The 23,432-nt window shown below is 70.8% G+C and carries 17 protein-coding genes and 1 pseudogene; 12 read left to right on the top strand and 6 right to left on the bottom strand.

Annotation, left to right across the window (positions count from 1 at the left end; all coding sequences use genetic code 11):
* Positions 1 to 25: 25 nt before the first annotated feature.
* Both BM287_RS02905 and BM287_RS17440 read right to left on the bottom strand, forming a co-directional pair.
* Positions 26 to 1,954 (bottom strand): alpha/beta hydrolase, encoded by a 1,929-nt coding sequence (locus tag BM287_RS02905; RefSeq protein ID WP_139230605.1) that lies wholly within the window; start codon positions 1,952 to 1,954, stop codon positions 26 to 28.
* Between the two features lie 70 nt (positions 1,955 to 2,024).
* Positions 2,025 to 2,312 (bottom strand): hypothetical protein, encoded by a 288-nt coding sequence (locus tag BM287_RS17440; protein WP_139230604.1) that lies wholly within the window; start codon positions 2,310 to 2,312, stop codon positions 2,025 to 2,027.
* Between the two features lie 229 nt (positions 2,313 to 2,541).
* On the opposite strand from BM287_RS17440, the gene BM287_RS02900 reads away from it, so the two are divergent.
* Positions 2,542 to 7,221, top strand: a complete 4,680-nt coding sequence (locus BM287_RS02900) for an ATP-dependent helicase (RefSeq protein ID WP_090035816.1) — start codon at positions 2,542 to 2,544, stop codon at positions 7,219 to 7,221.
* 63 nt (positions 7,222 to 7,284) lie between these two features.
* Positions 7,285 to 8,061, top strand: coding sequence for a DNA-formamidopyrimidine glycosylase family protein (locus BM287_RS02895; protein ID WP_090035814.1), 777 nt, complete (start codon positions 7,285 to 7,287; stop codon positions 8,059 to 8,061).
* A gap of 54 nt (positions 8,062 to 8,115) precedes the next feature.
* On the opposite strand, the gene BM287_RS02890 is transcribed toward BM287_RS02895, so the two are convergent.
* The gene (locus BM287_RS02890) at positions 8,116 to 8,703 is read right to left on the bottom strand and encodes an NADPH-dependent FMN reductase (RefSeq protein ID WP_090035812.1); all 588 of its coding nucleotides are present in this window, start codon (positions 8,701 to 8,703) and stop codon (positions 8,116 to 8,118) included.
* A 164-nt stretch (positions 8,704 to 8,867) separates the two neighbouring features.
* Between BM287_RS02890 and BM287_RS02885 the strand changes: the two genes are divergently transcribed.
* Complete coding sequence (locus BM287_RS02885; protein WP_090035810.1) at positions 8,868 to 9,422, top strand: MarR family winged helix-turn-helix transcriptional regulator; 555 nt, start codon at positions 8,868 to 8,870, stop codon at positions 9,420 to 9,422.
* Positions 9,423 to 9,563: 141 nt separating this feature from the next.
* A complete protein-coding gene (locus BM287_RS02880; RefSeq protein ID WP_090035807.1) occupies positions 9,564 to 11,270 on the top strand; it encodes an LCP family protein in 1,707 nt (568 codons plus the stop codon).
* 177 nt (positions 11,271 to 11,447) lie between these two features.
* On the opposite strand, the pseudogene BM287_RS02875 reads toward BM287_RS02880, so the two are convergent.
* A pseudogene (locus BM287_RS02875) lies at positions 11,448 to 11,762 on the bottom strand (thiamine pyrophosphate-binding protein); the annotation flags it as partial.
* Between the two features lie 97 nt (positions 11,763 to 11,859).
* Between BM287_RS02875 and BM287_RS02870 the strand changes: the two are divergent.
* Together BM287_RS02870 and BM287_RS02865 are read left to right on the top strand one after the other, a co-directional pair.
* Positions 11,860 to 12,489 carry a ScbR family autoregulator-binding transcription factor gene (locus BM287_RS02870; protein ID WP_090035805.1) on the top strand — a complete coding sequence of 210 codons (630 nt, stop codon included), beginning with the start codon at positions 11,860 to 11,862 and terminating at the stop codon, positions 12,487 to 12,489.
* Positions 12,490 to 12,687: 198 nt separating this feature from the next.
* Positions 12,688 to 13,080 (top strand): DUF3566 domain-containing protein, encoded by a 393-nt coding sequence (locus BM287_RS02865; RefSeq protein WP_090035803.1) that lies wholly within the window; start codon positions 12,688 to 12,690, stop codon positions 13,078 to 13,080.
* Here the strand turns inward: BM287_RS02865 and BM287_RS02860 are convergent.
* Positions 13,061 to 13,714, bottom strand: a complete 654-nt coding sequence (locus BM287_RS02860) for a TetR/AcrR family transcriptional regulator C-terminal domain-containing protein (protein WP_170857408.1) — start codon at positions 13,712 to 13,714, stop codon at positions 13,061 to 13,063. The genes BM287_RS02865 and BM287_RS02860 overlap by 20 nt on opposite strands.
* Positions 13,715 to 13,771: 57 nt before the next feature.
* Here BM287_RS02860 and BM287_RS02855 point away from each other — a divergent pair, with 57 nt between their 5' ends.
* From BM287_RS02855 to BM287_RS02830, 6 genes are read left to right on the top strand one after another with little or no spacing between them, the layout of a single operon-like run.
* Entirely contained in the window at positions 13,772 to 14,416 is a 645-nt protein-coding gene (locus tag BM287_RS02855; protein WP_090035801.1) for a biotin transporter BioY, read from the top strand.
* Positions 14,413 to 15,558 (top strand): class I adenylate-forming enzyme family protein, encoded by a 1,146-nt coding sequence (locus BM287_RS02850; protein ID WP_090035799.1) that lies wholly within the window; start codon positions 14,413 to 14,415, stop codon positions 15,556 to 15,558. The genes BM287_RS02855 and BM287_RS02850 overlap by 4 nt, the downstream gene beginning before the upstream one ends.
* On the top strand, positions 15,548 to 16,687 hold the full coding sequence (locus BM287_RS02845; RefSeq protein ID WP_244527842.1) for a thiolase family protein: 1,140 nt from the start codon (positions 15,548 to 15,550) through the stop codon (positions 16,685 to 16,687). Before BM287_RS02850 ends, BM287_RS02845 begins: the two co-directional genes overlap by 11 nt.
* Complete coding sequence (locus BM287_RS02840) at positions 16,684 to 17,379, top strand: energy-coupling factor ABC transporter ATP-binding protein (RefSeq protein WP_170857407.1); 696 nt, start codon at positions 16,684 to 16,686, stop codon at positions 17,377 to 17,379. Before BM287_RS02845 ends, BM287_RS02840 begins: the two co-directional genes overlap by 4 nt.
* The gene (locus BM287_RS02835; protein ID WP_090035797.1) at positions 17,373 to 17,981 is read left to right on the top strand and encodes a CbiQ family ECF transporter T component; all 609 of its coding nucleotides are present in this window, start codon (positions 17,373 to 17,375) and stop codon (positions 17,979 to 17,981) included. Before BM287_RS02840 ends, BM287_RS02835 begins: the two co-directional genes overlap by 7 nt.
* Positions 17,978 to 18,301, top strand: coding sequence for a CHY zinc finger protein (locus BM287_RS02830; protein ID WP_090035795.1), 324 nt, complete (start codon positions 17,978 to 17,980; stop codon positions 18,299 to 18,301). Before BM287_RS02835 ends, BM287_RS02830 begins: the two co-directional genes overlap by 4 nt.
* A 274-nt stretch (positions 18,302 to 18,575) precedes the next feature.
* Here the strand turns inward: BM287_RS02830 and BM287_RS02825 are convergent, their stop codons facing one another.
* Entirely contained in the window at positions 18,576 to 23,408 is a 4,833-nt protein-coding gene (locus BM287_RS02825) for an ExeM/NucH family extracellular endonuclease (protein ID WP_090035793.1), read from the bottom strand.
* Between the last annotated feature and the right edge of the window lie 24 nt (positions 23,409 to 23,432).

The following is a 23,432-nucleotide window of genomic DNA, read 5'->3' as shown; positions in this document are numbered from 1 at the left end:
TGGATAGCGGTGCGAGTGCGTGGGGTCATCGGCCCTCCACCAGCGACTGGTTCAACCGTTGCTGGGCCTCGGTGATGTCCTTGTTGTGCTCGGCTGCAGCCTTCGCGGTGTCGGTCAACGTCCCGCTGAGTTGGTCCAGTCGACCTGTTGTGGTGGCGGCGATGTTTTTGAGCGACTGGGTTCGCGGGTCGAAGTAGCCGTGGTCTTCGGACGGGGCCGCGTTCTGGAATCCGCTGTGGGTGGTATGGCCCTTCTCGCCGAGGGGGTTGTGGCCATCCACCCGGAGAAGGTCGCCGTCGCCGTCGGAGGAGAACGAGGTCGCTCCGCCGATCGACGGGTCGAGCGGTCTCGCAACACCTGGATTGGGTTCAGCGCGTCCCGACAACGCTGCCCCGAAGGGTGCCAGGAGGTCCTCGCTGGCAGCGGTGGTGTAGACGTGATCGGCGTGGAGTTTCGAGAGGGACGGGACGAGGCCGGTGTCGATTCCGGCGGAGCCGACCATGACGAACGCGTCGACTCGGATGTGGGTGAGGGTGAGCGCGATCGCGGCCATCGTGGTGCCGTAGGAGTGTGCGACCACGTTGATCGGTGCGGGACCTGGGCCGAACACGTCCCGCACGGCGGCGTCACCGTCGAGCTCGGCCGCGAACCGGCGCGCCCCGTCCTTGGCCGCGTCGCTGACGTTCACCCCGGCCAGGTCGGGGTTGTCGTATTCCAGACAGGCCACTACGCCCGGATGCGGCTCGCCCAGTTTCTTTTGTGCGTTCCAGAGGTTCTTCGCGGCGTCGCTCCAGGAGTCGAGGGCGTCTTTCGCGCCGAAGCCCATTCCGGAGGCGCACCAGGTGGTGTCGCTGCAGGTGTCGAGGTCGCCGTATCCGACCGCGACCATCGGCGGATGAGCATACAGATTGAACGCCACCACCTGCACGGGAACACCTCTGACAGGAGGATTGAGCGCCAGCTCCATCTTCTTGAGCACGGCCTTCTGCTCCGGTGTGAGGTTCGGGTTCTTCATGGCGTCGTGCAGGGTAATGAGATTCGCCCGGTTCCGATCCGAGTAGGGGATGCCGGGCAGGTTGCCGATGATGCCGGGTGCGTCGGTGATGAACGCGTCGCGGATCGCGGGTTCCAAGCTGTTCCACCAGCCGGCGACCACGTCCGGAGCCGGCGGGTGGTCCCAGAACTGCTCGGTGGCGGAGTCGCCGGCGAGCAGAAGGTTCATCTCGGCCGGGAGGAGCCGTTCCAGCAGGAGCATCGCGTCCACGGGCGTGCTGATCACCCCGGTCTTGTCGACGGTGGTGAGTTTGCCGAACCCGGAGGTGAAGTCGTGCAGCTCGGGCGTGGTGGCATGGGCGGGTGCGCCGTTCAAGGTGGCGTCCATCCGGGTGACGAACGTGCTCTCCGCGTGCTCGTACTCGTCCTTCGCGGTCTGGGCGTCTCGACGGGCCTGGTCCAGGCGCTGCTGCGCGTCCTCGAGCAGTCGCTGGGCCTGGCGGAGTTCGTCTTCGACCGTTTCGGCCTTCCGGCGTGCGGCCTGCAGTTCCAGCCCAGTCGGAATGTGCGTTCCCGGCGGTGGCGGGTTGTCCGCGTAGCGGGAGTACGTCTTCTCCAACGTTGTCTGCGCGAGAAGCAACGCGGCGTGCTTGCTGCCCAGGGTCATCGCCGCCGCCTCCTGGGTCGCAATGTCCGCGAGGGCCTCTTCCGCCGCCTCGAGCGCATTGTCCGCCGTGAACTGGATGGACCACATCGCGTTGACCCAGGTGTTGCACGCCTCCGCGGCCTCAGCGTTCCGGGCCGAGGACGTGTTCGCGGCATCCCGGACACCCCGGAGCCGCGCGCAGAAGGCATCCGCCGCCAGCCCGGTCCATGCGGGAGGCTGCACGAGGTTCAGCACCCCGTCCATCACCCCCGCCAGCTGTTGCAGCCAAGCCCCGTGCGCCTGGAGATTGCCCATCCACGCATGCGCGATCTCCACAGTGCCGGGCGTCGGGTCTGCATGCATCTCCACCGGCGACCAGTCCCGACTAGAACGCACGAGGAACCCCCGAGAAGCCTTTCGCGTCCTCAACGTCACGTCGGGTGTATGCGTCGGCCGCCGCCGTGAGCACCGTGCCCAACGCCTCGGTGCTGTCCGCGAACGCCCGCCAGCCCGGGGACCAGTAGTCGCGGAAACGCTCATACATCGCATCCGACCGCGGCGAGCCGAGATCACCGACCTGGATCACCTCCAGCCCAGGAGCCCCACCACTCTTCGACAACGACGCCGCAGCGGTCCGCAACCGCTCCACATCGACCTCGACCGACCTCGCCATACCATCCTCCGTCTTGCATCTGCACGTAGACATATCATCACACAGACGGCAGACACTACATGCTCAACAATGCATTCACGGCCATATCCAACTCGTCCCCATGCCATGGAGTCCGCCCGGATTGCACTCGGCAACCGCTTCCACCGAGCACGAAGCCAGTCAGTCGCTGACTCGGACTCGAAAGAAGCACGACAATCCTCCTGTCGGTGGCCGGGTGCAGGATGGGGGCATGGCAGACGTTCTCGATCGTTTCTCCCCCGCGACCCGGGAGTGGTTCCGCGGGGCCTTCGCGGCGCCGACGGCCGCGCAGGTGGGCGCCTGGGAGGCGATCTCGCACGGAAAGCACGCGCTGGTCATCGCGCCGACGGGCTCGGGCAAGACCCTCGCGTCCTTCCTGTGGGCGATCGACCGGCTGGCCAGTGAGCCGCGGCCGGCCGATGCCAAGCGGGGTACGCGCGTCCTCTACATCTCCCCGCTCAAGGCGCTCGGGGTCGACGTCGAGCGCAACCTGCGGGCTCCTCTGGTCGGCGTCACCCAGACGGCGAAGCGACTGGGAGCCGAGCCGCCCCAGGTGAGCGTCGGCGTCCGCTCGGGCGACACCCCCGCATCCGATCGCCGGGCCTTACTGACGTCACCGCCGGACATCCTCATCACCACGCCCGAGTCCTTGTTCCTGATGCTAACCTCGCAGGCGCGCGAGACGTTGACCTCGGTCGAGACGGTCATCGTGGATGAAGTGCACGCCGTCGCCTCCACCAAGCGGGGTGCCCACCTCGCGCTCTCCCTCGAGCGCCTCGACGAGCTGCTCGAACGTCCTGCGCAACGGATCGGTCTGTCGGCAACCGTCCGCCCGCCAGAAGAGGTGGCCCGGTTCCTGGCCGGCCAGGCGACGGTGGAGGTGGTCGCACCGCCGGCCGGCAAGCGCTTCGATCTGCGTGTCGTGGTGCCCGTCGAGGACATGAGCGAGCTCGGCACCTCGACGTTCGCGAGCGAGAACCCCGGCGACGGTTCACCGCCCCAGGCGGGATCGATCTGGCCGCACGTCGAGGAGGCGATCGTCGAGCGGGTGCTCGAGAACCGCTCGACCATCGTGTTCGCGAACTCGCGACGGCTGGCGGAGCGGCTGACGGCACGGCTCAACGAGATCTACGAGGAGCGCGTGCTGGGCGGCACGGTCGATCCTGCCTCTCCGACGCGCGCCCCCGCAGAACTGATGGGAGGGTCGGGCCAGACCCGCGGATCGCAGGCGGTCGCGGATGCGGAGACACTGGTGCTCGCCCGAGCGCATCACGGCTCGGTGAGCAAGGAGCAACGGGCCCTCATCGAGGACGACCTCAAGTCCGGGAGACTGCGCTGCGTGGTCGCGACCTCCAGCCTGGAACTCGGCATCGACATGGGTGCGGTCGATCTCGTGATCCAGGTGGAGGCGCCGCCCTCAGTGGCCAGCGGGTTGCAGCGCGTGGGCCGCGCGGGACACCAGGTGGGAGAGATCTCCCGGGGAGTGGTCTTCCCCAAGCACCGGGCCGATCTCATCCACTCGGCCGTGGCCACCGAGCGAATGACATCCGGACTGATCGAGTCGCTGAAGGTGCCCGCGAACCCGCTCGACATCCTCGCGCAGCAGACCGTCGCCGCGGCCGCACTCGAGCCGATCGATGCCGACCACTGGTTCGACACGGTCCGCCGGAGCGCACCCTTCTCGACGCTGCCGCGGAGCGCCTACGACGCGACCCTCGACCTCCTCGCCGGGAGATACCCCTCGGATGAGTTCGCCGAGCTGCGGCCGCGCATCGTCTGGGACCGCGACACCGGCGTGATCACCGGCCGCCCGGGAGCACAGCGCCTGGCCGTGACGAGCGGTGGCACCATCCCGGACCGCGGACTGTTCGGCGTCTACATGGTCGGCGAGAAGGCGAGCCGGGTGGGCGAGCTCGACGAGGAGATGGTCTACGAGTCGCGCGTCGGCGACGTCTTCGCGCTCGGCTCCACCAGCTGGCGCATCCAGGAGATCACGCATGACCGGGTCCTCGTGACCCCGGCTTTCGGGGAACCCGGGCGACTGCCGTTCTGGAAGGGGGACGGCATCGGCCGGCCTGCGGAGCTGGGACGAGCAGTGGGCGCATTCGTGCGCGAACTCAGCAGCGCCTCCCCGGGGGATGCCGAACTGCGCTGCGTCGAGGCCGGCCTCGACGCGTGGGCGACGGCCAACCTCCTCGCGTTCCTCCGCGAGCAGAAGGAGGCGACCGGCCACATCCCGACCGATCGCACTCTCGTCGTGGAGCGGTTCCGGGACGAGCTCGGAGACTGGCGCGTCGTGCTTCATTCCCCGTTCGGCATGCAAGTCCACTCGCCCTGGGCGCTCGCCGTTCAGGCTCGCGTGCGGGAGCGGTACGGGATCGACGCGGGCGCCATGGCGGCCGACGACGGGATCGTGGTGCGCATCCCCGACACGGAGGCGCAGCCACCCGGCGGTGAGCTGTTCGTCTTCGAGCCGCAGGAGCTCGACGAGCTGGTGACGGCAGAGGTCGGCGGCTCGGCCTTGTTCGCCTCGCGCTTCCGCGAGTCCGCGGCTCGTGCGCTGCTGCTTCCGAAGTACAACCCGGGCAAACGGTCGCCGCTCTGGCAGCAGCGTCAGAAGGCGGCGCAGCTTCTGGATGTCGCACGCAAGTATCCGAGCTTCCCGATCATCCTCGAGACCATCCGCGAGGTGCTTCAGGACGTCTACGACCTCACCGCGTTGACGGACATCGCCACGCAGATCGAGCAGCGCACCATCCGTCTGGTGGAGGCGGTGACGGAGACCGCATCCCCGTTCGCGAGGTCACTGCTCTTCGGATATGTCGCTGCGTTCATGTACGAGGGCGACAGCCCGCTGGCCGAGCGACGCGCGGCAGCCCTCTCGCTCGATACCGGTCTGCTCGCCGAGCTGCTCGGGCGCGCGGAGCTCAGAGAGCTGCTCGATCCGTCGGTCATCGAGCGGGTCGAGCTGCAGCTGCAGCGGCTCGCGCCCGAGCGGCGCGTGCGGGGCGTGGAGGGCGTGGCGGATCTGCTCCGCCTGGTCGGCCCGCTGTCGGTGGATGAGGTCGCGGAGCGACTGGAGGGCGTCGCGCCGCCTGTCGAGGGCGGTGCGGCGGATCCGGAAGCCGAGGAAGCCGCTCCGCCGCATGCAGACCCCGCGACCGCGGCCGCGCACCTCGCCACCCTCGTCGACACGCACCGCGCCCTGTCCGTGACGATCGGCGGCGCCGAGCGGTTCGCGGCGATCGAGGACGCCAGCCGGCTCCGGGATGCGCTCGGGGTCCCGCTCCCCATCGGCGTTCCGACGGCGTTCATCGAACCCGTCGAGGACCCGCTCGGCGACCTGGTCAGCCGGTACGCGCGAACGCACGGCCCGTTCGAGACCGCCGAACTCGCTGCTCGCCTCGCCCTCGGACCGGCGATCGTCCACGATGCCCTCCGTCGGCTGGCGCGCGACGGGCGGGTGGTCGAGGGCGAGTTCCGCCCGCACGCGCACGGCAGCGAGTGGAGCGACGCGGAGGTGCTGCGCCGGCTCCGCCGCATGTCGCTCGCCGCGCTGCGCCACGAGGTGGAGCCCGTCGATACCGCCACGTTCGGCCGGTTCCTCCCGGAGTGGCAGCACATCGGCTCGACGCTGCGCGGAGTGGATGCGGTGGCGTCCGTCGTCGAGCAGCTGGCCGGCGCGCGCATCCCGGCGTCGGCGTGGGAGTCGCTCGTCCTCCCGAGCCGGGTCGCCGACTACAGTCCGGCCATGCTCGACGAGCTGACCGCGACCGGTGAGGTGATCTGGTCCGGGGACGGCAGCCTCCCCGGCGATGACGGCTGGATCAGCCTGCATCTGGCGGACTCCGCGCCGCTCACCCTCGCGCCGCCGTCGGACCACGAGCCGGACGAGCTCCAGCGGGGCATCCTGGAAGCGCTGGGACGCGGCGGAGGCTATTTCTTCCGCCAGCTGTCGGACGCCCTCGGCACCGAGCGCGGCGCGGCGATCGAGGATTCGGAAGTCGTGACGGCCCTCTGGGATCTGGTGTGGGCCGGGCGCATCACGAACGACACCCTTGCACCGCTTCGCACCCTCACGGGAGGCGGTTCGGGCGCGCACAAGCGTCCGCGCCAGCCGACGCGCGCGCGGATGTACCGGGGCCGCGTCCCGACCCGGTCGGCCATGGTCACACGGATGGGACCACCGACGGCCGCCGGACGCTGGTCGCTGCTTCCGGAGCGCGACCTGGACTCGACGGTCCGGGCGCACGGTCAGGCCGAGACGCTGCTCGACCGGTACGGCGTCGTCACCCGGGGATCCGTCATGAACGAGGGAACGCCGGGCGGCTTCGCACTGGCCTACAAGGTGCTCAGCGGTTTCGAGGAGACCGGGCGGGCACGCCGCGGGTACTTCGTCGAGACGCTCGGCGGGGCCCAGTTCGCCAGCGGGGCGACCGTCGACCGTCTGCGCTCGTACTCGCGCGACCACACCCAGCAGCGACCCTACGAGGCGATCGCCCTCGCGGCGACGGACCCGGCGAATCCCTACGGTGCCGCCCTCCCCTGGCCGACGGTTCCCGCCGAAAGCGGAACGGGTCACCGGCCGGGCCGCAAGGCGGGCGCGCTGGTGGTGCTCGTGGATGGCGAGCTCACCCTCTATGTCGAGCGCGGCGGAAAGAGCCTCCTCTGCTTCGTGGATGCGGCCGAGCCTCCCGGACCGACGGAGGATGCGACGCGGGCGCTTGCGGCGGCGGCTCGTGCGCTCGCAGGGCTGGTCACCTCGCGGCGCGTCGACAAGCTCGCCGTGGAGACGGTGAACGGCGGGTTCGTGCTCGGGTCAGCCCTGGGTGAGGCGCTCTCCGAAGCCGGCTTCCTCGCCACCCCTCGCGGATTGCGCCTGCGCGGATGAAGGGGGCGTGGGCCCGGAGACTGGCGAGTGGGCCGGCGAGCAGCCTCCCGGCCGGAGGTCGCCATGCCTGAAGGAGACACCGTCTATCAGACAGCCCGCCGTCTCGATCGCGCCCTCGGCGGCCGGGTCCTCACCCAGACCGACTTCCGGGTGCCCGCGTTCGCGACCGTCGACCTGTCCGGTCAACGGATGGAGGAGGTGGTGAGCCGCGGCAAGCACCTCCTGATGCACGTCGGCGAGCACACCATCCACAGTCACCTCAAGATGGAGGGCTCGTGGGAGGTGTACCCGCCCGACGGCCGCTGGCGACATCCCGCGTACCAGGCCCGTGCGGTGCTGAGGACGGACTACGTGCAGGCGGTCGGATTCCAGTTGGGGGTGCTCGAGGTCCTTCAGCGGGATCGGGAGGCGGACGCTGTCGGCCACCTCGGTCCCGACGTCCTCGGCCGGGACTGGGATGCCGCGGAGGCCGTGCGGCGGCTCGCCGAGCACCCGGATGCGCCGATCGCGGTCGCCCTGCTCGACCAGCGCAACCTGGCCGGTCTCGGGAACGTCTACGTGAACGAGCTGTGCTTCCTGCGCGGCATGCTGCCGACGCGTCCCGTGCACGACACGGACCTCGCTGCGGCCGCCGACCTCGGCCACCGTCTCATCGTGGCGAACCGCGACCGCGGGCTCCGCGTCACGACCGGCGACACCCGCCGCGGCCGCAACACCTGGGTGTACGGCCGCGGCGGCCAGCCGTGCCGGCGCTGCGGGACGCTCATCCGATCCGCGAGCCTCGGCCGGACGGAGTCGGAAGAACGGGTCACCTACTTCTGTCCGGTCTGCCAGACGTGAGCGGCAGGTCAGGCGGCGGCAGGTCAGGCGGCGGCAAGTCAGGCGGCGGCCTGGTCAGGCGGCCTCGTCCTCGTCCTCCTCGGCCGCGGCCTCGCGCACGGTCTTCAGGGCGGCGGACCATGACTCCACCTGATCGAACAGCGGCGTGAGCGCGGCGGTCTGCTGCTCGGTGGGCTTCAGCTGCCAGTTCTCGAAGTCATGGGCGAGGCTCAGGCCCACGTGGGCGCTCACCGTGGCGACCTGCAGTTGCGACAGCACCAGGCGCAGGTGCTCGACCGCGCGAGCGCCCCCGAAGACGCCATAGCTCACGAAACCGGCTGCCTTGTTGTACCACTCGGCGCCGACGTAATCGATCGCGTTCTTGAGGGCACCCGACGTGCCGTGGTTGTACTCCGGGGTGACGAAGATGAAGCCGTCGAACTCGGCGATCTTCGCCGCCCACGCCTTGGTGTGCTCGCCCGCATACTGGCCGGCGGCGGCGGGCAGGGCCTCGTCGAGGTGCGGGAGATCCCAATCCTTCAGGTCGACGAGCTCGTACTCGACGTCCGAACGCTGGGACGCATTCTCGTGGACCCAGCGGGCCACGGCTTCGCCGTTCCGGCCCGGGCGCGTGCTTCCGATGATGATCGCTATCTTGCTCATATCAGCCTTCCTCGTTAGACGACGCGTCCAATTTGATGACGTGTCACCCTTCCGCAACGAGGTCACCGGACCGATCATTCCCGGGCACGCGGCGGCACGCGGCAGGCCGCATCCACTCGGTCGGGCATCCTCGTGCGGCACCCGGGCACGTGTCAGGATGGCGTATGGCCACCGCGCGCACCAGACCCGACCCGCGGAAGCTGACGGACGACGAGCTGGAACTGTTCAGCGCCTTCCACCTCATGCGCCGCGGCTTCGACCGCACGCTCGATCTTCAGCTGCAGCGGGACGACGGCATCTCCATCTCCGAGCTGGAGGTGTTGATGGCGCTCGTCCGCTCACCCGGCCGGCGGATGCGCGTGCGCGACCTGGTGGACCGTACCGGCTGGGAGAAGAGTCGCGTCTCGCACCAGGTCACCCGGATGGTCGCACGCGGCCTCGTCGAACGGCAAGAGTGCGCGGAAGACCGGCGTGCGATGTGGATCCACCTCACCGGCCACGGGCGCCGGGCAGTGGTGCGGGCGCTGCCGCGCCACACCGCCACGATCCGCCGCATCCTGTTCGACGCCCTGACCCCGGAACAGCAGGAGGAGTTGCTGGAGATCGCCCGCACGATGAACTCGGCGATCGCCGACGAGGAGTGCGCGACACCGTGTTCGGATGGGGAGGGCGACGACAAGGGCGGCCACGGCCCCAGCAGCGGCGACGTCCGCATCTAGGCGCACGACTGAGCGATCTCGCAGGCCGGTGAACACCGCCTCCCCGCGCCCCTGGGAGGTCGACGCGGAAAAGCTGGCGATTCCTCGGGAAACACCTCCCGAAGCAGCGGGTTCCAAGGTCGCGCCCTCTAACGTTTCCCTGTGCGACGCCCGAACTTTCCCTCCCCAGAGCCCGGCTCGGGCGGCGGCGATGAGCAGCTGCCCCCGACCGAGGTTTTCGGACGCGTACCGCCTGTCGACCCTCGCCGCCCCGTCCGCGCGACGCGTCCGGCATCCGGAGTCCCCACAGGGGCCGGCGGCGGTGCTCCGCTCGACCCGTTCGGACTCGGTGGCGACGCGTCCGGCCGGGGAGGCGGCAGCGCTGTACGGTCCGGCGGTTCCGGGTCCGGCGGGCGAGGCGGCAACGGCGACGGCCCAGGAGACGGCGGCTCGAACGGCCCGGACGATCCTCCCCGCAAACATCGCCGCGCGAAGCGCATCGTCGGCTGGACCGCCGCGGCCCTCGCCATCCTCCTCGTGGTCGTCGGCGGTTATGCGGCCTACAGCTACTTCCGTTTCGTCGGCGGCGTGAAGCACGTCGACGTGATCTCGAAGACCGGGAAGGACGTGGACGGTCAGGACCAGAACATCCTTCTGGTCGGCGACGACCACCGCCCCGACGGCGCCACGCAGGCCGAGCTCGACCAGCTGAGCACCACGGCGGACGGCGGCGGCACGAACACCGACACGATGATGATCCTGCACATCCCGGCCAACGGGAAGTCGGCGACGCTCGTCTCGCTCCCCCGCGACTCCTGGGTGGATGTGCCCGGCCACGGCATGAACAAGCTGAATGCGGCGTTCTCGCTGGGCAACGGCGGGACGGACCCCGCGAGCGGTGCCAAGCTGCTCATCCAGACCGTGCAGAACCTCACCGGGCTGAGCATCGACCACTACGTGCGGGTGTCCCTGCTCGGGTTCTACACGATCGCCAAGGCGCTCGGGCCCATCCAGGTGTGCCTCAACAATGCGGTGGACGACCCGTACTCGGGGGCGAACTTCCCGGCGGGCGTGTCGACGCTGGACGCTCAGCAGGCGCTGTCCTTCGTGCGCCAGCGCCATGGCCTGCCGCGCGGGGACCTGGATCGGGTGGTGCGGCAGCAGTACTTCCTCTCGGTGGAGGCGCACAAGTTCCTGTCCGCCGGAACCCTGCTGAACCCGGGGAAGCTGACGAGCGTCCTGGATGCGGTGAGCGGCTCCCTGGAGACCGATCCCGGGCTGAACTTCCTCCAGCTGGCGGCCCAGTTGCAGGGACTGACCGGTGGGAAGGTGCAGTCGGCGACCATCCCGATCTCCGGCACGCCGACCATCACGGTCGACGGTTCGGACGTCTCGATCGTGCAGGTCGACACCGACGCCATGCCAGCGTTCATCCAGAGCCTGATCGGCACCCCGACCGCGTACGACAACGCCACCGCCGCGAAGCCGGCCGACACGACGGTCACCGTTCTGAACGGCGGCAGCGCGAACGGCGCCGCCACGACCGGGACGCAGACGCTCGCCGCCGCCGGCTTCAAGACCGGGACCCCCGGGGATTCGGACACGCGCTCGACGACCGTGATCCAGTACAAGGCGGGCCAGGAAGCGCAGGCGAAGGCCGTCGCCGCGTACCTGCCCGGCGCGGCCGTGCAGCAGACGGATGCCGTGAGCACGGTCACGGTGATCCTCGGCGAGGACGGCATCATGCCGACGGCGCCTGCGGCCGCCGGCTCGGGCAAGCCCGCGACCGGAAGCGCGCCGGCTCCCGCCCCGCCCGCAACCCCCACGGGCCCCGCGACGAACTACAGCGACAAGGTCTGCATCAACTAGCCCCGCATCCCTCCCCCGATTCGTCACGACTGTGCACTTAGAGACGCGTCAGGGCAACATTCGTCACGAATGTGCACTCCCGCACCGCCCAACGCAATATTCGTCACGAATGTGCATTTAGAGACGCGTCAGGGCGACATTCGTCACGAATGTCGGGCAGCGCGCCAGCGCGCAGCGCGCCTGCGCGGGCACGGGCACCCGGCTGCGGTTGGCGTCGTACAGGCCGTTGATGAGGTGCGTGTTGCCGGGGCCCCAGCTGCCGGCGCACACCGCGAGCTGGCCGGTCAGCGCGGCGTCTGCAGACGCGACATCCGCAGACGCGGCGAACGCCGCCGCCTCCTCGTGCCGCACGTGCTCCCAGCTCACCCCGTCGCTGCGGCGGATGGCGTCGGTGAAGCCGTTGAGCGAGTCGCCGGGTATGCCGTAGACGCGGGTGACGCCCGCATCCCGCAGGATCTCGACGGTGGTGTCGGCGACGCGGGTGACGCCCATCCCGCAGGCTCTTCGGTGGTGGTGCGAGCAACGCTACGCCCGGCACGGCACGTTCCTCATCGTTCGCAGAGGATTGGTGCGTTAACGTGAGCGCATCATGGTGAAGCAGGAACGAGCGCAGGTGACGCGCGAGGCGATCGTCGCCGGAGCCGCCGCGGTCTTCGGGCGTCGTGGATACGGCCTCGCGTCGATCGCGGACATCGCCGCGGAGGCGGGCGTGACCAAGGGTGCGCTCTACTTCCACTTCGCCTCGAAGGACGAGCTGGCGCGTGCCGTCATCGACGAGCAGCACCGGCGGACGATGGAGGCCGCCGCCCAGGTGATCGAGGAGGGCCGCCCGGGTCTGGAGACCATGGTGGTGCTGAGTGTCATGCTCGCGAGGCAGCTGTTCGCCGACCCGGTAGTGCAGGCCGGAATCCGGCTGAGCACGGATGTCTCGCTGTTCGACCCGCCGGTCGTCGAGCCTTATCAGGACTGGTTGCGGGCCGCCGAGGACCTCTTCCGCCGCGCGATCGAGGAGGGCGATCTCCGCCCGGAGCTCGACCCCGGGATGCTGGCCCGCGTCGTCGTTCCGGCCTACACGGGTGTGCAACTCGTCTCGGAGCTGGTCAGCCACCGGACGGACCTGATGGAGCGCGTCCGCGATCTGTGGGTCGTGCTGCTGCCGGGAATCGTGCCGGACTCCGAGTGGGAGCGGCTGCGGTCGCTGCCGGAGCTCATCCGGTAGGCGCCACCCGCCCGACCGGCCCGGCCGCAGCGCCCCCAATCCGCTACGGCCGTGCCCGGGTATGCAGACAATCTACCGCAGAACCGGACGCTCGGTATGGACTCTGCGAACGTCTCGTCCCGGCTCGCGGAAGGTCGTCCCGTAGACTTGCCGGACGGGGGATGCCGGAGACGGCGTCAGCAATCTGGGGAGGGTGCAATGCCGTCGGGTCGTCTGCCGCGGGGCACGAAACAGAAGAAGCGCGCCACGATGCGGCTGGTCTACGTCGACTTCTGGTCGGCGCTGAAGATGTCGTTCCTGGTGAGCATTATCGTGGGCGGCATCACCGTGCTGCTCGGCCTGCTCCTCTGGGCGGCGCTCGACCGGTTCGGTGTGGTGGGCGCCGTGACCAGCTTCCTGGAGGACATCGCCGGTTCCCAGGGCGCCGCGCTCGTGGCCGGAATCACCTTCCCGAACGTCATGACCTTCACGGTCGTGGTGGCGGTGCTCGAGATCATCGTGGTGTCCGCCCTCGGCGCGATCTCCGCGGCGCTGTTCAACCTCGCCGTCCACGTCGTGGGCGGGTGGAAGGTCACGTTCGGGAGCGACTGAGCTCCAGTCCGCCGACCAGCAGGTCGACGCCGAAGGCGAAGGCTGCGGCCGGATCGTCCTCGTCGAACGGCGAGCGGTCGCCGTCGGCGAGCACGCCGAGCGAGTCGTACTGGAGGCGCTGCTGCTCGTGCGAGACGTGACCGAGCACGAAATGCAGGAGGGCCGTCGCCGCGCGTCGCGAGGTCTCCGGGTCGAAGCCGCCGCGGGCGACCGCCCGGGCCAGCCGGTCGACGGTCTCCGGCGAGCCGAGGCCGAGCGCGAGCGTGCTCGACACCACCTCGGCGCCGTCGCGGTAGGCGAGCAGCGCATCCCGGAGAGCGGCCGCCTCGCTGCGCACCGCATCCCGCCAGTCGGCCGCCGGATCGACGGTTGCCGGATCGCCGGCTCTCGGATCGGCGCCTCTCGAATCGACGGCGACCGGCACCCGGCGGGCCGCGACGATGCGGTCGGCCAACTCTGCGAGCAGGGTCTGCTTGTTCGGGAAGTGCCAGTACAGCGCGCTCGGCTGCACGTCGAGCGCAGCGGCCAGCCGGCGCATGGTGAGGTCGGGCAGGCCGAGATCGTCGAGGATGCGGAGCGCCGCCTCCACGACATCGTCGCGCGAGTGCCGCCGTGCGGTTTCGTTCCCTGCCATATCCTCACTATAGTGAACACCGTTCAGGTGAACAGTGTTCAGGTAAGGATATCCGCAATGACCTCCACGACTCCCCCGCCTTCCGCTCGACCGACGCGCCGACGCTTCGACGCGACCGACCTCGCCCGCGTGGCCGTCTTCGCGGCCATCGTCGCCGTGCTCGGGCTGCCCGGCGGGATCAGCGCCTTCGGCTCCGTCCCGATCACCGCGCAGACCCTCGGCGTGATGCTGGCCGGCGCCATCCTCGGCCCCTGGCTCGGTGCGCTCTCGATGGCGACTCTGCTCGCCCTCGTCGCCCTCGGGCTCCCGCTCCTGTCCGGGGGTCGCGGCGGCATCGGCGCGTTCGTCGGCCCGTCGGCCGGCTACCTGATCGGCTGGATCGCCGGAGCGATCGTGATCGGCCTCATCGTCCACGCCGGCCGGCGCAAGCCGGTGTGGTGGCGGACGGTGCTCGGGATGCTGGTCGGCGGCATCCTCGTCGTCTACGCTTTCGGCGTCCCGGTCCAGAGTCTCGTCACCCGCCTGCCGCTGGACACGACCGCCGCCCTGAGCCTGGTCTTCGTGCCGGGAGACGTGGTGAAGGCGGTCATCGCCACGGCCATCGTCATGACGCTGGTGCGGGCGTACCCGCGCGCCTTCCGGCGCAGCTGGGCGCTGCAGCCGTCTCCGAGTCCCGAACGCGACGTCGCCCCGGTCGCGTGATCGTCGTCCTGGACGCGGGCCGGCCCGGGCTCCTCGACGACCTCCGCCGGGTGCGCGCCGACGGCGACGTGCCCCTGGTGGGCGACCCGAGGTGGCCGGCAGCGCAGTGGGCGGCGGTCCGCGCGCTGGCCGCAACGGCCGAGGTGCCGGAGGGGACGGCCTGGGCCACTCTCACGTCCGGGAGCAGCGGCGCGCCGCGGGTGGTGCTCCGCAGCGATGCGTCGTGGGCCCGGTCGTATGCTGCGGTCGCGTCGCTGCTGGACGCGGGGCCGGAGGATGTGGTCGCGCTTCCCGGACCGGCATCCTCCTCCCTCACGCTGTACTCGCTCGCTCAGGTGCTGGCCGGTGGGCCGCGGGTCGCCGTCGGCCCGGTCAGCCCGGACGCCACACACCTCCACGGCACCCCGGAGGCGCTCCGCGCAGCTCTGGAGGCGCACCCCGCCTCTCGTCTTCGCGTCGCGCTGGTCGGCGGTTCGCACCTCGATCCGGCGCTCCGGGCGCGGGCGGAGGAGCGCGGCATCCGGGTGCATGCGTACTACGGAGCGGCCGAGCTGTCGTTCGTGGCGCTCGACGACGGGTCCGGGATGGGCGCCTTCCCGGGCGTGGAACTCAGCATCCGCGACGGTGTGCTCTGGGTGCGGTCCCCGTTCACCGCGCTCGGATACGCGAGGCCGTCCGCCGGGCACGCCGCGTCCGCGGGATACGACGGTTCCGCCGGGCCGTCCGCCGGCCCGCTGCGGTTCGACGGCGACTGGGCCACGGTGGGCGACCGGGCCGAGCTGGTCCAGGGCCGGCTGCGGCTGCTGGGCCGCGCGGACGACGCCGTCCTCAGCGCGTCCGCGACGATCGTGCCCGAGGAGGTGGAGGCGGTGCTGCGCTCGGTCCCGGGAGTGCGCGACGCCGTCGTGTTCGGGATGCCGCAGGCACGGGTGGGTGCGCTCGTGGCGGCGCTCATCGAACGGAACCCGCCGGCGCCGCCGCTGAGCGACCTCCGTCGCGCCGCATCCCGGGAGCTGGCCCCGGCACACCGGCCGCGCCTGTGGTTCACGGGCGAGGTTCCGCGGACCGCCTCGGGCAAGCCCGCGCGCGCCGAGATCGCCCGACGGGCCGAGGCCGGAGAGTTGGAGCGCCTTGTCCACTGACCCTCGCCTCTCCCCCGTGATCGTGGCCGCCCGCCGCACGCCGATCGGCACGCGCGGTCGCGCCCTCGCGCACATCCCGGTCGGGGAGCTCGCGGCGCATGCCATCCGCGCCGCCGTCTCCGACGCCGAGGAGGTCACCGGCGCGCCGGTGACGATCGCCGACGTCCTGCTCGGCAACTGCATGGGTCCCGGCGGCAACCCGGGACGGATCGCGGCCCTGGCGGCCGGGCTCGGCGTCGCGACGCCAGGCGGCACGGTCGACCGGCAGTGCGGCAGCGGACTTGCCGCGGTGATGGATGCGGCGGCCGCGATCCGCGCCGGAGACGAGCGCCCGCGGGTGGCGGGTGGAGTCGAGAGCCCGTCGACGGCTCCCGTCCGGACCGACCACGGCGTGGCCTACGAGCGTGCGCCCTTCGCCCCCGCCGGGTTCCCGGACCCGGGGATGACGCGGGCCGCCGAGGATCTCGCGTCGGCGGACGGCATCCTCCGCGCCCGCCAGGACGCGCACGCCGCGCGCAGCCATGCGCGCGCTGCCGCCGCTCTGGCCGACGGACGGTTCGAGGACGAGCTCGTACATATCGGCGACGCGGCTGCGGACGACGCGATCGGAGGGGCGGCGGGCGTGCTCCACCGCCTCCCGGCCCTGTTCCCGGGCGGCACCCTGACCGCCGGGACCTCGACACGGATCGGGGACGGCGCGGCCGCGGTCGTCGTGATGCCGGCTCGCGGCATCCCGGGCATCCCCGGCCTCGCCGTCCGCTCCTGGGCCGTGGCCGGATGCGACCCCGCGCTCCCGGGACTGGGCGCCGCCCCCGCGGTGCGTACGGCACTCGAGGATGCGGACGCGACCGTCTCGGCCGTCTCCGCGTTCGAGATCGTCGAGGCGTTCGCCTCCCAGAGCCTCGCCGTGCTCGACCGGCTCGGGATCGCCGACGATGACCCCCGGGTCTGTGCCGACGGCGGCGCGCTGGCGCTCGGGCATCCGTGGGGAGCGAGCGGAGCCGTTGCGGTCGTCCGGCTGTTCAGCCGCCTGGTGCGTGCAGGCGCTCCGGCCGGGACGCTCGGAGTGGCTGCAGCATCCATCGGCGGCGGGATGGGCGTCGCCGCGGTCTTCGAGGTGGTCCGGTGAACGCCGCACACGCGATCCGGCTGGAGGGGGTCGGCGTCCGGCTCGGGGACGTGGACGCGCTACGCGGCGTCGACCTGGCCCTCGACGCCCGGACCGTGGCGGTCATCGGCGAGAACGGATCGGGGAAGTCCACGTTCGCGCGCCTGCTCGCCGGGCTGGTGCAGCCGACCGCGGGCACGACGCAGGTCATCGGGCTCGATCCGGCGAGCCAGGCGGGCGAACTGCGCCGCCGCGTCGCCGTGGTCTTCAGCAACCCCGATGCGCAGATCGTCATGCCGACCGTCGGAGAGGACGTCGCGTTCTCCCTGCGTCCCGACCGGCTCTCCCGCGACGAGAGCCGCCGCCGTGCGGACGAGGCGCTCGACCGCTTCGGGCTGAGCGCACTGCGCGACCGTCCGTCGCACGACCTCTCCGGCGGGCAGAAGCAGCTGCTGGCCCTCGCCGGCGCCTTCGTCCGCCGGCCGGAGCTCGTGGTCGCCGACGAGCCGACCACCTACCTCGACGCGCGCAACGCACGCCGGGTCTCGGAACACCTGCTGGCCGACACCGGCCACCGCCTCGTCGTCGTCACCCACGACCTCGCGCTCGCGGAGCGGTGCGAGACGGCGGTGCTGTTCGCCGGGGGCCGGGTGGAGGCGGTCGGGCATCCGACCGATGTCATCGCCGAATACCAGGCGGCGCTCGCATGCTGAGCCTGTACCGCCCCGGCCACGGCATCCTGCACCGCATGCCCGCCGGACCGAAACTGCTCCTCCTCCTCGGGGCGGTGCTCGCGGTGTCGGTGCTGCCCTCGCACTGGTGGGCGGCGGTCGCGGCCGGAGTGGTCGCCGTCGGCTACGCGGTCGCCGGCTTCGGCGACGGCATGCTCGGGATGCGGGTCCTCGCACAGCAGACCCTGATGCTGCGCTGGCTGCTTCTCGTGACCTTCGTGCCGCAGCTGATCTTCCTCGGGCCGGAGGCGGCGGTCGCCAACACCGCCCGGGTGACGGCAGCCGTACTGCTCGCCGGCCTGCTCGTTCTCACCACGCGGGTGACGGACCTTCTGGACGCGGTGGAGCGGGGCCTCCGTCCGCTGAGGCGGTTCCGCTTCGACTCGGAGCGCGCGGCGGTGCTGCTGACCGTCACGCTCACCACGGTGCCGGTGCTCGCCCGCCTGGCCCAGGAGGTGCGGGACGCGCAACGCGCACGCGGCGCACGGCCGGGACTGAGGCTGTTCGCCGTCCCCTTCCTCATCCTGTCGCTGAAGCACGCCGACCAGCTGGGCGAGGCCCTCTCGGCGCGGGGTGTCCGATGACCGCGCGGCCAGCGGTGCTCGGGCCGGTCGTGGACGACGAGACCCGCTGCATCCACTACGGGACGCCACTGGATGTGGTGGCGATCCGCTTCGCCTGCTGCGACGCGTACTACCCGTGTCATCTGTGCCACGCCGAGACGGCCGACCACGCGGCGCAGCAGTGGCCGCTGGAGAGTCGCGGCGAGCGGGCCCTGCTGTGCGGAGTCTGCGACCACGAGCTGACGATCGCGGAATACCTCGTGGCCGACGCCTGCCCGCGCTGCGGGGCCGCGTTCAACCCGGGATGCCGGCTGCACACCCACCTGTACTTCGAGGTCTGACGCTTCGCGGCCATCGGCCGCCCGCGCGCCCGCTCGACATTCGTCACGAATGTGCACTCCGGCGCGGTGTAGCGCAACATTCGTCACGAATGTGCACTCCGACGCGGCCCAACGCGACATTCGTCACGAATGTGCACTCCGACGCGGGCCAACGCAACATTCGTCACGAATGCGCACTCCGACGCGGCCCAACGCGACATTCGTCACGAATGGGGCGCGGCGGGCGCAGCGCCGCCGGGCACGCGTGGTGCGTGCCCGGCGGGGGCGGCAGGCGCTAGAACCAGCCGAAGAGGCGGTCCAGCAGCCCGGACAGACCGTCGAGGCCCGGGATGCCGTGGTGCGGCTTGCCGGCCTTGACCATGAGGGTCGTCCATCCGATGACGCGGTCAGCGGCGTCCTGCACCGACAGCGTGTGCCGGCCGTTGCGCGTGTCGCTCGGAACGGTCAGCTCCAGGACTCCGTCCGCGGGCACCTGGACCCAGCCGACGCTGAGGCTCTGCGGCTTGGAGTGCAGCCAGACCGACACCCACTCGCCGGCGTGCTCCGCGCCGACCGTCACCCGGATCGCGTCGCCGGGGCGGTACGTGTCCGTGTCGACGGAGACCCCGTCCTCGAGCGCCTTGGTGAGCGCCGACTCTTTCGCGGCCTTCGGGTCTGTTCCCGGCTTCGGGTTCGACGGGGCGTCGGCCACAGTGAGGGGGACGCGCACCGTCGTGCCGGAGTCCGGAGCGGTCAGCACCAGCGTGCTCGCGCCGGCCGCGTTCGCGGGGACGGTGACGGCGACGCTCGCACTGCCCGCGGCATCCACCGGCACCGAGCCGAGCGGCGCCCAGCCGTTCCAGGACAGGTCCAGCGTCGTGTTGGCCGGGCTGCCGAGCGAGGTGAGATTCAGCTTGGACATCTGGAGGGTGACCTCCTGTCCGCGCTGCAGAACGCCCGAGGGCACACCGCTGACACCGACGCCGCGCTTCTCGAAGCTCGGCGAGACCGGGCTGTTCTTCTGGAGGTAGCCGATCCAGGCATCCCGGTCGATGAGCCCCGAATCCGTGGTGCCGGTGCCGGCGGCGAAGGCCCGGAAGTTGTCGCCGCCCTGCAGCAGGAACGAGAACGAGCCGATGCGGTACGACTTCGCCGGGTCGATCGGCTTCCCGTTCACGTGGATGCTCGTGATGCGATCGCCCTCGGGCCGCGCGACGTCGTAGGTGTAGCTGACGTTCTTCGACAGTCCGAGGTTGAGGAACGGCCGGCTCGGCACGGTGCCGTCCGCATTCCGCTGCCACTGCTGTTCGAGTGCCTGTTTGAACTGCGCGCCGGTGAGGGAGGTGGTCCACAGGTTGTTCACGAAGGGCAGGACCGCGTTGGCCTGGGCGTAGGTGACCGTTCCGTCCGTCCCGTAGAGCAGATCTGCGCGAAGACCTCCCGGATTGAGCACGCCGATCTCGGCGCCGCCCAGCTCCGGGAGAGACAGCGTGGACACCAGCGAGTCGGCGACCAGGTTGCCGAGAGTGGACTCGCTCATGCGGTCGTCGCGGGCACCGTTCAGGTAGGCCGTGGTGATGTCCTTCGTCACCGAGCCGACCTTCCGGTCGCCGATGACAGCCGCATCGGCGAGCGCCTTGTCGACGATCGTCTTGACGGCCGCGACCCGGGGATAGGCGGCCACGAGGGTGCTGTCCGCGTCGGTCGTCCGGGCGACGTTGCGCGCGGTGTATGCCGTGACCGTATCGGTCTCCGGGTCCACCGTCAGCTTCACCTGGCCGATGTTCTCGCCGTAGCTGCCGGTCTGGACGATCGGGCGCGTCACGCCTGCGAGGCCCGGAACCGGGCCGTCCCACGCGTAGAGCTTGTGCGTGTGGCCGGTGAAGATGGCCGCGACCTTGGCGCTCGTCTTCGTGACGATGTCGGCGAACGCACCGCCTGCTGCGACCTCCTGCTCGAGCGTCGCCCCCTCCGGCGTCCCGAAGCCGGCGCCCTCGTGGTATTCGGCGACCAGCACATCGGCCTCGCCGTTGGCGGGGTCGCCGTCGGTGAGCTCAGCTGCGACGCGGTTGACCGCCTCCACGGGGTCGCCGAAGTCGAGGGCCGAGATGCCTCCCGGCGAGACCAGCGTCGGGGTCTCCTGCGTGACGGCGCCGATGACGCCGACCTTCAGGCCGCCGGCGTCGAACACCGCGTACTCCGGCAGCGCCGGGGTCTTCGTGCCCTTCTCGTAGACGTTGGCGCCCAGGTAGGAGAAGCCGGCCGCATCCTTCACCCGTCCGGTGAGGTCGGCGTAGCCCGTGTCGAACTCGTGGTTGCCGACCGCGCTCGCCGTAAGGTCGAGCGCGTTCAGTGTGTCGATCGTCGGGATATCGCCGGCCGAGGCCGAAGCGAACAGGGAGGCGCCGATGTTGTCGCCGCCGGAGAGGAACAGCGAGTTCGCCTCTCCGCCCTCCGCACGCAGCTTCTCGATCGTGCCGGCGAACTTCACCGTGTTGGCGTCGATCCTGCCGTGGAAGTCGTTGATGTTCAGCAGGTTGAGCGTGACGGGCTTCGCCGCGAGTCCCAATCCGATGACGATCGGGTCGTGGTCGCTCGACCGGTACGGGTCGGGCGCATAGAAGTTCGTGACGTTGTAGTTGTACCGGCTGTACTCCAGCGCCACCGATTCTCCGGAGTTGATGTTCCAGACGTCGGCGCCGGTGATCGCACCGTCGAGCGCGGGCGAGGCGAGCACGTGGTCGAGCGAGCCGACGGTGCCCCCGAAGGAGTACGTCGCCTTGGAGGTGCGCGTGCTCACCTGGTCGACGTAACCGGCGTCGGTGAGGATCGTGATCGGGTCCTCCCTCAGGTAGGCGTTGAAGTCGCCGATCAGCAGGACCTTGTCGGTCTTCAGCGCCGTCTTGCGCTCGTCCGCGAACGCCACGAGGGCGGTCGCCTGCTTCACCCGGGAGGCGTTGGACGCGCCCTGCCCGTCGCCCTGGTCGGCATCCGCGCCCGAGCCGGAGCCCTTCGACTTGAAGTGGTTGACGATCGCGACGAACGCCGATGCGTCCTTCGCCCCGGCTTTCTTGAAGGCCTGCGCGAGCGGCTGACGGGCGTTCGCGAACGCCGGGTCGTCGAGGATCTTCGACTCGCCGACCGGGACCGCGTTCGCCTTCTTGTAGATAAACGCCGTGCGGATGACGTCCTCCGTGGCCGGGACGGCGGACGGCGACGGCACGTACGCCCACACCTCAGAGCCGGCCGCCGCGTTGAGCGCGCCGACGAGGGTGGAGAGGGCCGAGTCGCGGTCCTCGCCGAACCGGGCGGAGTTCTCGATCTCCTCGAGAGAGACGACGTCGGCGGTGAGGCCGTCGATCGCCGCGACGATCTTGTCCTGCTGCCGTTTCAGGTTCGTGGCGTCGGCAGCGCCGCGAGCATCGCATCCACTGTTCACGGTGACCGGGTGCCCGTCGCGGTCGGTGTAGAAAGTGCAGCCGGTGAGCTGGTCGCCGGTCGTCGTGAAGTAGTTCAGCACGTTGAAGGTCGCGAGGCGCAGATCGCCGCCGACGTTCCCGGGCGCCGCCGTCCGCGTGTTCGTGAACGCGACCGGCTGCACCGACGCGGCGTTCGCCGGCGTCAGTTCGCCGGTGGGCTGGAACTTCCACGTGTTGTTGCGGTAGTCGAGGACGACCGGCCTGGTGAACGCGACCGGCGCGCCGACCCGGACCGGTGCCGTCGACGACAGGTAGGGCAGCGGCTTCGATTTATTCGCCGAGCTCAGGAAGTTGGTCGAGGCACCGTCGTCGAGCGTGACAGCACGCGCGGCGTTGTCCGCGACGACCGCGCCGTACTCGGGGGTACCAGGACGCGCGGCCTCGGTCGGCTGCACCAGCGGCTTGTCGCCGGCTGCGAGGCCGATCTCGCCGTACTGGTTGGCGGCGTAGACGTCGGTGACGGTGAACGCACCCTGCGGTGCCAGCAGCATCCCCTCGAGGCTCTCGCGCTGAGCGGCCGTGCCCGGCAGCCCGATCGTCGCGGGGACGGGCGCGCTGACGGTGGACGCATCCAGCCGGGAGACTCCCGTCGCGGTGATCTCGGTGAGACCGTTGAACTCGCTCACGGCGCCGGTGACCTTCACGTAGTCGCCGGTGGCGACCGTACCGGCGAAGGACGAGCCGAAGACGAAGACGGCATCCGAGGCGGTGTGGGTGGCGAGGTCGAGGGATCCGCCGGTCCCGGGCGTCTGGAGGTAGAAGCCGTTGAAGCCGCCCGTCGCGTACTGCGCGGTGACGACTCCGGTCGTGGTGACCGTGGTGCCCGCTTTCGGGCTCACGTCGCCGGTGCCCTGGATGTCGGCGATCGGCGTGATGCCGTCGGCCGGCGTCCCGGGGTCGCCGGTTCCGGGGTCGCCGGCCCCGGGGTCGCCGGTGCCGGGGTCGCCGGTTCCGGGGTCGCCGGTTCCGGGGTCACCGGCCCCGGGGTCGCCGGGCGCCGAGGCCGCGTTCTGCGGAGTGATGGAGGCGCTGAGCGCGAAGTCGGCGCTGTTGTCGTCGGTGTCCGCGAAGTCCGTCCTCACCAACGACTTCACGTCGGTGTTGCCCGACGGAGCCGGGGCCTTCGCCGTCTCGAAGGTGTTCGACGTCCCGTAGCCGAGGAGGTCGGCGACGCTCGCGTTCCCGGTGACCGAGCCGGTCGGCAGAGTCAGCGCCGACGCGCTCTTCGCGAGGATCAGCGTCCCCGCCGCGCCGCTCGGGTTGAGCGCGTTGCTCGCAACATCCGGAGTCGGCAGCGCCTGACCGCTCGTGCCGTTCGACGCTCCGCCGACGAGATAGTAGCCCTTCGCGCCGATCGAGCCCGTCAAGGGCACGAGACCTGTGGAGGCGCTCGTCCCGGTGGCCGGACGGTACTGGATGCTCCACCCGGCCAGGCTGACGGCGCTGTCGCCCGGGTTGTAGAGCTCGACGAACTTGTTGCCGAAGGCGGCGCCGGCGCTTCCGCCGGAGAGGTACGCCTCGTTGATGACGACGCCGCTGCCGTCGGTGCCGGCGAAGGCGGGAGTCGCGACGAGCGCACCGGCGGCGAGGCCGGCTCCCGCGATCGTGGCCGCCGCTGCGCGGGCGAGCCTGCCGAATCTGCGTGACATTGTTCTCCTGATGTCGGTGAGGGG

The organism is Leifsonia sp. CL147 (assembly GCF_900114565.1).
Lineage (GTDB): Bacteria > Actinomycetota > Actinomycetes > Actinomycetales > Microbacteriaceae > Leifsonia.
This window is presented reverse-complemented; position numbering and strand designations above follow the sequence as displayed.